Origin of the sequence: uncultured Fretibacterium sp. (genome assembly GCF_938040765.1) — a bacterium.
Classification (GTDB): domain Bacteria; phylum Synergistota; class Synergistia; order Synergistales; family Aminobacteriaceae; genus CAJPSE01.
In genome coordinates, this window is record NZ_CALIAA010000102.1 from 1 (window position 1) to 9,945 (window position 9,945).

At 60.3% G+C, this 9,945-nt stretch carries 9 protein-coding genes; all 9 read left to right on the forward strand.

Translation table 11 applies throughout. The annotated features are described in order from the left end of the window. A partial coding sequence (locus Q0176_RS03780; protein ID WP_299299381.1) for a transporter substrate-binding domain-containing protein occupies window positions 1-321 on the forward strand: 321 nt, incomplete at its 5' end. Between the two features lie 22 nt (window positions 322-343). Further along, a complete protein-coding gene (locus tag Q0176_RS03785; protein ID WP_299299383.1) occupies window positions 344-1,015 on the forward strand; it encodes an amino acid ABC transporter permease in 672 nt (223 codons plus the stop codon). Between the two features lie 93 nt (window positions 1,016-1,108). Beyond that, on the forward strand, window positions 1,109-2,641 hold the full coding sequence (locus Q0176_RS03790) for an ABC transporter substrate-binding protein (protein ID WP_299299385.1): 1,533 nt from the start codon (window positions 1,109-1,111) through the stop codon (window positions 2,639-2,641). 51 nt (window positions 2,642-2,692) lie between these two features. After that, window positions 2,693-3,640, forward strand: a complete 948-nt coding sequence (locus Q0176_RS03795; protein ID WP_299299387.1) for an ABC transporter permease — start codon at window positions 2,693-2,695, stop codon at window positions 3,638-3,640. Next, entirely contained in the window at window positions 3,637-5,562 is a 1,926-nt protein-coding gene (locus tag Q0176_RS03800) for a dipeptide/oligopeptide/nickel ABC transporter permease/ATP-binding protein (RefSeq protein ID WP_299299389.1), read from the forward strand. The genes Q0176_RS03795 and Q0176_RS03800 overlap by 4 nt, the downstream gene beginning before the upstream one ends. 57 nt (window positions 5,563-5,619) lie before the next feature. Then, complete coding sequence (locus Q0176_RS03805; RefSeq protein ID WP_299299391.1) at window positions 5,620-6,627, forward strand: oligopeptide/dipeptide ABC transporter ATP-binding protein; 1,008 nt, start codon at window positions 5,620-5,622, stop codon at window positions 6,625-6,627. 427 nt (window positions 6,628-7,054) lie between these two features. Then, window positions 7,055-7,891, forward strand: coding sequence for a transporter substrate-binding domain-containing protein (locus Q0176_RS03810; RefSeq protein ID WP_299299393.1), 837 nt, complete (start codon window positions 7,055-7,057; stop codon window positions 7,889-7,891). Window positions 7,892-8,071: 180 nt separating this feature from the next. Continuing rightward, the gene (locus Q0176_RS03815; RefSeq protein ID WP_299299395.1) at window positions 8,072-8,932 is read left to right on the forward strand and encodes an ABC transporter substrate-binding protein; all 861 of its coding nucleotides are present in this window, start codon (window positions 8,072-8,074) and stop codon (window positions 8,930-8,932) included. A gap of 212 nt (window positions 8,933-9,144) precedes the next feature. Then, window positions 9,145-9,849, forward strand: a complete 705-nt coding sequence (locus tag Q0176_RS03820) for an amino acid ABC transporter permease (protein WP_299299397.1) — start codon at window positions 9,145-9,147, stop codon at window positions 9,847-9,849. Window positions 9,850-9,945: the final 96 nt, after the last annotated feature.

Sequence of the window (9,945 nt, forward strand, 5' to 3'; positions counted from 1 at the left end):
GAGAAGGAGTACCATATCAAAGTGAAGAGGGTTTACTTTGACGATACCGCGATGCAGGACGTCGTGATGGGAAAAATCGACGCCTGCGTCCAGTCTCAGACGATAGCCATCGAGGCCATACGGCGTTTTGGGGCGGACAAGATCAAGGTCCTTATAGGCAGCGGAATTTACTTCGAGAGCGCATACCCCTTCGCCAAGACGCCCGAGGGCGACGCTCTGAGGGAGATGACCAACAGGACGCTCGAGGCCATGAAAAAGGACGGGACGCTCAGGGCGATCTCCGAGAAGTGGTTCGACTTCGACTTCACCGTGAAGCATTAGGGATGGCTGCGGGGGCCTTTTCATGGACCTGAACTTCGTCGGCCAGGTGTTTCTGAAGATGCTGCCGGCTTTGCCGAGGACGCTTTCGATCACCGTCCTTCCGTTTGTCGCGGCCCTTTTCCTGGGCTTGCTGGTTACGCTTCCGATCGTCTGTAAAATCCCGATCCTGAAGCCACTCTGCAAGGTTTACGTTTCTTTCTTTCGCGGCACGCCCTTCATCGGGCAGCTCTTCATGATTTACTTCGGCCTGCCGAGGATGTTCGCGTGCCTGTCGGCCATGGACAAGATCGAGGGATTCGCGCTGACGATGGTGCTCAACTCCGGCGCCTACCTCAGCGAGATCATCCGCGGGGCGTTCCTGGCCGTGGACCGCGGGCAGATAGAGGCGGCAAAGTCCATAAACCTGAGCCGAATGCAGACCCTGCGCCTGATCGTCATCCCTCAGGCGATCCCCGTGGCGGTGCCGGGTATCGTCAACATCCTGATCGACGCCATAAAGGGCTCCTCGCTTGCCTTCACCATCGGCATCCTCGACATCACCGCCGTCGCCAAAATACAGGCCGGCATCACCTTCCGGTATTTCGAGGCCTATATGTCCATGGTCATCATGTACTGGCTCATCGTCCTGGTGTTGGAGCAGTTCCAGAGACGTTACGAAAACCGGCTCAGGCCCTCAGAGGCCGCTGTCATTTAGAAAGGACTCCGTCCGGGCGCTCCGGTTTTCGGACCGTAAGGAGAGCCCGGCAAGGGAAGGACGAAACATCGAAAAAAGAAAGGGGAACGAAACATGAATCGACTCAGAACGGCGGTGTTTATGGCGCTCGTCGCGGCGTTGGCGGCCGTCCCATCGGCCGCGTGGGCCGCGGAGTACGAGACAAGACTGAAGGTGGCCCTGACGGCCCAGCCTCCGACCCTCGACCCTCCTCTGACGGTCTCGCAGGCGGCGCTCGATGTCGCACAGAACTTCTTCGAGACCCTCTATACCCAGGACGGGAACTTCAATCCGACCCCCATGCTCGCGAAGTCCTGCGAGATCTCGGACGACCGGAGGACCTACACCTTCCGTCTGAGGGAGGGTGTCCTGTTCCACAACGGCGAGGAGATGGACGCCGACGATGTTGCGGCCTCCATGAACTATTGGCTGGAGAAGTCCGCGAGGGCCAGAAACCTCCTGGGCGGCTCGAAGTTCGAGGCGAAGGACAGGTATACGGTGATCCTTACCCTGCAGAACCCGAGCGGGGACGTCCTGAGCCTCATGTCCGCCCAGGCGAATTTCCCGGCAATCCGTCCTAAGGACGTCATCGAAAGGGCGACGGAGAAGGGTGTCACCGAGTACGTCGGAACGGGTCCCTTCGTCTTTGGGGAGTGGAAGCCGGACCAGTACATCCGCCTGACGCGAAACCCGAACTACCGGGCGTTGGATGCCGAGCCGAGCGGTTTTGCGGGGCGCAGGGAGGCCCTGGTCGAGGAGGTTCGCTATTACTTCGTCCCGGATGCCGCAACTCGCCTGGCCGGCCTGTTGTCCGGCGAGTACGACGTTGCGGACGAGGTTCCCGCGGAGAACTACAAGGAGCTGAAGGGCGCCCGCAACGTCGTCGTTCACACGGACCTGGGCGGGACACTAACCCTGTTCTTCAACGTCCGCGAGGGCGTCCTCGCCGATCCGAAGATGCGAAAGGCCGTCAATGCCGCGCTCAACATGGACGACATCATGCTGGCCAGCTTTGCCGACAAGGACCTGTACGCCCTGGACCCCGGCTACATGAATCCGGAGGGTATCTGGGCGAGCGAGGCGGGGAAGGAGCGGTACAACCGAAACTCCCCCGATGAGGCCAGGGCTCTTCTGAAGGAGGCCGGTTACGGAGGCGGGGAGGTCCATCTTCTGACCACGCCGGACTACGACGAGATGTACAAGGCCACGCTGGTGGTGCAGGAGCAGCTTCGCCAGGTGGGGATCGATGCGAAGGTCGACGCTTACGACTTCCCCACCTTCATGGAAAAAAAGAAGGACTTCAAGAACTGGGACCTCTTCATCACCAGTAACGCCTACCAGCTTACCCCGCAGCAGCTTCTGGTGCTGAATCCCGAGTGGGCCGGAGCGAACGACCCCAGGCTGAAGGAGGGCGTCGAAAAAATTCGGGCCGCCGGGAACCACGACGATGCGAAAAAGGCCTGGGACGAGCTCCAGGGGTTCCTCTACGATTATCTCTCCTCCATCGCCCTGGGGCAGTACAAGGAGGTCGCGGCCGTGTCCGACAAGGTCGAGGGGTTCGTCTTCTGGCAGGCTCCGATCCTCTGGAACACGAGGGTCCGGAAATAAGCTGCTCCCATTTCTATCGGGCGTGGGGGACAAGGGGGTGGAGAGGGCGCGATGCGCTATGTCGTTAAAAGATTGTTGTCGTTGATTCCGGTGCTGTTCGTCGTCTCCATCCTCGTCTTCTCGCTCATGCACCTGGCGCCCGGAGACCCGGCCTCCGCCATATTGGGCATGGAGGCCACGGCGGCGGACCTGGAACATCTGAAGGAGGAACTTGGCTTGAACCTTCCCCTCTACGAGCAGTATGCCCGTTGGGTTGTCGGCGTGCTGCACGGGGACCTCGGCCGGTCCTATTTCATGGAGGAGAGCGTGGGGCAGGCCATCGCCGGCCACTTCAGGCCTACGCTGTCCCTTGCCCTCTTCGCCGAGCTCATCGCTCTGGTCCTGGCCCTGCCCGCCGGCATCTATGCTGCCTGCCGGCGAGGGCGTCCCGCCGACCGCATCGTGATGCTGCTGTCCCTCCTCGCCCTCGCGGTACCCAGCTTCATTCTGGGGCTGCTTCTCATCCTTCTGCTGGGCGTGCTCCTCGCCCTGTTCCCGATCGGGGGCTATGCCCCTCTCGAGGAGGGGTTGCTCCCGCACCTGCGTTACCTCGTCCTGCCGGCCCTGGCGCTGGGGAGCACGCAGGCCGCACTGATAGCGAGGATGACCCGGGCCGCCATGGCCGAGGTCCTCGACCGGAACTTCATCAGGACCCTGGTCGCGAAGGGAATGAGAGGAGGAAACGTGGTGGGCGTCCACGCCCTGCGCAACGCGCTGTTCCCCATCCTCACGGCGGTCGGACAGTCCATGGCGTCGCTCCTCTCGGGGGCCATCGTCGTCGAGACGGTCTTCAACATACCCGGCCTGGGACAGCTGCTCATCAACTCCATAGCGAGGCGGGACTTTGCGATGATCCAGGGCATCGTGCTCGTCGTGACGGTCATCTGTGTTCTCGTCAACCTCCTGGTCGATCTCCTCTACGGAGTCGCGGATCCGCGCGTCAGATTGGACAAGCCATGAGCGCGCGGGGCATTGCGGACAATGGCGGGGGGCGCCGGCCTCTTGCCGCGGTACCCTTTCTCCTGGCCCGCCTGTGGGCCAACAAGGCCATCGCTTTGGGTGCGTTCCTCCTGTTTCTGCTGGCCTTCTCGGCCCTCGCCGCGCCCCTGCTCGTGAGGCACGACCCTTTGCAGATGAAGGTCGTGGAGCGCCTGCGCCCTCCCAGCTCCGCACACTGGATGGGGACGGACGAATACGGACGCGACCTGTTTTCCCGCATCGTCTACGGAGGCCGGGTCTCGATGGGGGTGGGGGGCGCCGTAACCCTCCTGTCCGTCGCCCTCGGCCTTGTCCTGGGGCTCTACGCCGGCTACTACAGATTTCTCGACGCCCTCCTGATGCGCTTTTGCGACGGGCTCATGGCCGTTCCCGGGATCCTGCTCGCGATAGCCCTCATGGCCACGTTCGGACCGTCGGCGAGAAATGTCGTCATCGCCTTGACGCTGGTCTATGCCCCCGGCGTCGCGCGTATCGTCCGCTCCTCGGTCCTGAAGGTCCGCGAACAGAACTTCATCGACGCCATACGCCTCCAGGGCGCCGGTCCCGGCCGCATCCTCTGGCTTCACGTCGCCCCCAACGTCCTGTCGCCCCTCGTCGTCCAGGCCAGCTACATCTTTGCGGACGCGATCATCTCCGAGGCGGGGCTCAGCTTCCTCGGGGCGGGGATCCCCGCGCCGGCTCCCAGTTGGGGCAACATCATCCAGTCGGGCAAGCTGCTGGTCTTCAAGGCCTGGTGGGTTACGGTCTTCCCAGGCCTGACGATCGTCCTCGCGGTCCTCAGCCTGAACCTGATCGGCGATGGATTGCGGGACTGGCTGGACCCCCATCGAAGGACGCCGATGGGACGAAAGAGAGCGCGGCAGTCCCCGAAAGCTTCGCTTTCGCGCGGCGATGCGCCCCACGATGGGCCTCGGGAGCTGCTTCACGTCGACGGTCTGCGGACCCGCTTCGCTACGGAGGCGGGGGAACTGACGGCCCTGAACGAGCTCACCCTCTCCGTGCGCGAGGGGGAGATCCTGGGGCTGGTCGGCGAGTCGGGATGCGGAAAAAGCGTGGCGGCCCAATCCATCCTGCGCCTTTACGACGAAAAACTCCAGGTCTCCTACGAGGGGGCCATTCGCTTCGAGGGGCGGGACCTGCTCTCCGTGCCCTCGAGGCGCATGCCGGAGATCCGGGGCGGAAGGATCGCCATGATCTTCCAGGACCCGCTTAGCGCCTTGGACCCGGTATTCACGGTCGGGAGCCAGATCGTCGAGACGATACGGAGGCACGACAGGGTCTCGGGCCGTGAGGCCGCCCTCCGGGCGGAGGAGCTGCTGGCCCTGACCGGCATTCCCTCCCCGGGGGAACGGATGAAAAGTTATCCGCACGAACTGTCGGGGGGGATGCAGCAGCGCGTCATGATCGCCATGGCCCTCTCGTGCCGTCCGAAACTTCTGATCGCCGACGAGCCGACGACCGCCCTCGACGTGACCGTTCAGGCGCAGATCCTGGACCTGATCCGCGAGCTCAGGGAAAGGACCGGCATGGCCCTGCTCTTCATCACCCACGATCTGGGAGTGGTCAGCGAGCTGTGCGACCGGGTGGCGGTCATGTACCTGGGGCGCGTCGTGGAGGAGGCGGAGGCGGACGAGCTCTTTGCCCGTCCCCTGCATCCCTATACCCGGGGGCTTCTCGCTTCGATCCCTCCCCTGGAGGGGCGGCGTCCCCTGCGCGCCATCCCGGGCACGGTTCCGCCCCTGTCGAGGCTCCCCGCCGGATGTGCTTTCGCCGAGCGCTGCGACAGGCGTTTGGAGCGTTGTCTGGGGGAGCTCCCGGAGCTGGAGGACTGCGGAGCGCAGCACCGCGTGCGCTGCTGGAATCCCGGCGGCGTGAGCGAATGACACATGAAGAGGATGCATGAAAAGAGGATGCATGAAAACGAGGGAGGCGAAGGAGATATGAATCCCAGCGCGGCGGCACCGATTTTGCGGCTTCACCGTATCCGCAAGGAGTTCGTGCCCTCCGGCGGATCGGCATTTTTGTTCCCGTCCCGCAGGCGCCGCAGCGTGTTGGCCGTGGATGACCTTTCCCTCCAGGTCGCCGGGCGTGAGACGTACGGGCTCGTCGGGGAGTCCGGTTCCGGGAAGAGCACGACGGGACGCATAGCGGTCGGCCTCCTCAGCCCGGATTCCGGCGAGGTTTTGTTTCGCGCCTCCCCATCGTGCGATCTCTCGCGGCTGGATGGGGTCGGCAGGGGGCTGCAGATGGTCTTTCAGGATCCCTATTCGTCCCTGAACCCCAGGCAGCGGATCGGCGGGGCCCTTGAAGAGCCTCTGGTCGTCAATACGGACCTGAGCGGCGCCGAGCGGAAAAAAATCGTCCTGGACATGCTGAAGCGGGTCGGGTTGTCGGAGGGAGACGCCCTCAAATACCCGCACGAGTTCTCGGGTGGGCAGCGCCAGCGCGTCGGGCTCGCTCGGGCGCTGATCCTCAGGCCCCGGCTCGTCGTCTGCGACGAGTCGGTCTCCGCCCTCGACGTATCGATTCAGGCCCAGATTCTGATGCTTCTGAAGAAGTTTCAGGAGGACCTGTCCCTGAGCTTCCTTTTCATCTCCCATGACCTCCGCGTGGTGCGGTACGTTTCGCATCGGATTGGCGTGATGTACATGGGGCGTATCGTTGAGGAGGCGGAGACGGACACCCTGTTCGGGGAACCCCGCCATCCCTACACGCAGGTCCTGCTCTCCGCCCTTCCCGGGGCGCGCCCGCGCGGAGAGCGAAGGACGGCGGGGCAACAAGAGGCAAAAGAGGTCTTTGACCGCCCCGATCCGCGGGGCTGCTGCGCCTTTCATACGCGCTGCGCCTGGGCCTCGGAGCGCTGCCGGGCGGAGGTCCCGCCGCTTCGAAGCGTCGTGGACGGCCACAGGGTCGCGTGCTTTCTTATTGCCTCATCTACAGCCCCCTGACAGCCTGTATGCCGCCCTCTTTGCAGTGGTGGTATTTCCTTGACAGAGTCCTGAGGGTAGGGTATAAACGGCTTGCTGGAGGGATATCGACTCCAGATTCGAGGAACGGAAAGGAGGATACCCGAATGCGGCACTGCGGATGCACCTGAGGAGCCTTTGGAGATGCACGGGATGCATACCGTGGTGGAACTCCTTTGCCGGAGGAATCGCTCGCTCGGGTCTCGCTCTTCGCGGACTGACGCGCTTGTCCTGCGCACAGTCCTTTTGGAATGGAACGGAGGCCGCACGGGCGGCCTCCTCTTTTTTAAGGATCCCCATATCCCCTTCCCCCCGGTTCCCTTTGTGCTCTTCTCTCCGACGCTGTCCGTCCAAAAAATCAAGGATCAAATCAAGGATCATGATATTGCGAACGGAAAGGAAGATGAAAATGAGAAAAGTTTTTTCTTCGGCACTGCTCCTGGTTCTGAGCCTTGTCGTCTGTATCGCCGCGGCGGTGTTCGCCGCGGAAAAGGATGCGGGGGAGCGCGTCATCCGCATCTCGACATCCGGGAGTTACCCTCCTTTCAGCATGTATGATGAGACGACGCAGGAATGGTCCGGATTCGATATCGAGCTGTGGCGGATGATTGGAGAGAAGATTGGTTATGAGGTTCAATTTATGCGTTTCGTCATCTTGGCAGGTTTCGCCGAGTTGGACCTGGGGCGCGTGGACACCGTAGCGCAGCAGGTGAGCATCACCCCCGCTCGTCAGCAGAAGTATGACTTCACACAACCCTATTTCTTTAGTCCCTATTGTCTGACAGTGGCGGAATCCAACGAATCGATAAAGTCCTGGAAGGATATGGAGGGCAAGTCCATCGCCTTGTCCGAAGGCAGCGCCATGAACGAGTTCGTAGCGGCCCTGGACCCTGAGAACAAGGTAAAGAAATCGAGATATGAATCCTATGGCAGCGTTCTGCATGAGGTCTCCATAGGGCGTGTGGACGCCTGTCCAGCGGCCTATCTCGTGTTGCCTTGGCGCTTGAAGAAAAATCCCGAGTTGAAGCTCAAGTCCGTGGACATCGATAACCCGATTTATGTCGAGGTCAACGCCTATCCCTTCGCCCGCACCGACCGGGGCCGGGAGCTCCTGAAGCTGACGGACGGCATCCTGACGCAGATGTTCGAGGACGGCAGCTACGCCAAACTCTGCGAGAAGTGGTTCGGCATGAACGTCATGGACAGCAGATACGCGAAGGAGTATCGGGAAAAGCAGGGGAAGTAAACCCGACGTTTGAAAGCGCGGATGACGCGGCGGGCTTCCTTCGCCGGATGGCCCGCCGTCCTTTGAGTCTCGATAGGAAAAGAGAGGGAGAGTGCGCGTGGCTTTCCAGTTCGACCGTTCCCTGAGAACGCTCTCCATCCGATCATTCATGTCTTCAGATCTTGACTGCAGGAGGATAAAATGAAGAAAGCGAATTCAAATGCCCTTGTGGTTGCCGCAACGATCGTGACGGCCATATTGGTGTTCTCCGATCTCGGTTGTGCTCTCGCAGGGGAGGAGTCGTCCCCAAACAAATTGGAGCTGTCTCGAAACAACAGGTATGGATTGGATAAGGAGAAGGTCGTTGTTGCGATCTCCTCGGGGTATGTGCCTTTCCTCTATGATTCGAAGGAGGGGGAGGTCGTCGGTTATGATGCCGACCTCTTAAAAGAATTCGAAAAGCGTTCGGGCATCAAGGTTCTATATGAAAGGGCCGATTTCAGCGGATTGTTGGGACTTCTCCAGTCCGGACGTGCCGACATTGTCTCCGCTCAGATGACCCCTACGCCGGAGCGGGAGAAGAACTTCGCTTTCACTCAGCCGGAGACGTATTATGGCGCGGTTGTCGTCGTGCGCAGCGACAACACCGAGATTAAAAGCGAAAAGGACCTTGCGGGAAAGACCATCGGCGTAGGAGCCGGGAACAACATGCAGCAGGAGATCGAGGCGATGTATCCGAACGGCGAGGTTAAATTTGAGCTTTATACCTCGGCCACCCTTGAGAACATGCTGAAGGATGTTGAATTCGGGCGTATAGACGGCATGCTCGCCCAAAATATCCAGGCCTTTGTCGCCATAAAGGAGAGCGGGGCGAAATGTAAGGTTTTGCCCCCCTTCTCCATGTCTACAGGCAATCTCGTTGTGCGCAAGGACGATAGAAAGTTGCTGGACGGTCTGAATGCATTTCTGGATGAAATAAAGTCGGATGGAACCTTGAAAAAGATCTCTGAGAAATGGATAGGCAGCGATATCTCCGTTCCCGGTAGTTCATCGGGGCTTTAGAAATACGTTGAGGGTTCGCCTGGACGAGCCAGGACAGGATCGGTCTTACACGCTTTCCGCTGCACCCGGCGGGTGCAGGATGAGAGTCGGCTCAATCCATGCAACAACGCACTTTATTCTTCATATGGCTGTCGCGACCTGCGGATGGGGGGAAGGGTGATGTGCTTGAGGTTCCTTGGCCTGGCTCCGATGGCATTCTATGGAGCGATAGGATGACCTACCTGATCGACGTTTTTATCCCGTACTTCAGGGAGATTACCCCTTTGTTGCTCAAGGGGCTTGGTATCACCCTCTACGTATCCTCGATCGCTTTCGCTATCTGTACGGTTCTGGGGGTATTTCTTGCCATCGTGCAATTCTTGAAGATCCCCGTATTGGAACAGATGGCCATGCTCTACGTGTCCTTTTTCCGTGGGACGCCTCTGCTCATTCAGTTGTTCTTGTTTTTTTATGGTTTGCCCATGGTCATGGACCTCATGAAGGCGTTTCCTAAAATGTGGGCGCTCATCACGTGTCTGGCCCTGAATGGCGCTGCGTACGTATCCGAGTCCGTGCGGGGAGCGCTCGAAAGTGTGGACAGGGGACAGTACGAAGCGGCTGTTGCGTTTGGAATGTCTCTCCGTAAGACCATGACGCGGATCATGCTGCCTCAGGCCGCCGTGGCCGCCGTCCCTCCGATGGTGAACACCGCGCTCGATATCGTAAAAATGTCCTCTTTAGGCATGACGATAGGCATTCAGGATATCATGGGGCAGGCTCAGCTTTCCGCTGCCGTAACCTATAGAACCTTTGAAACTTATATTATTGCGGCAACGTATTACTGGCTTCTTGCGATCCTGTTGGGCAGAATCCAAAAGGCGACGGAGAGAAAAGTGGGACGAGCCTACCTGCGAGAGGCGCCATCCTGTTTCAAATAGGCTTCTCGGCTTATCTCGAAATACATGGACCCGTCCGCGATTTTCCTTGACAGAGTCCTGAGGGTAGGGTATAAACGGCTTGCTGGAGGGATATCG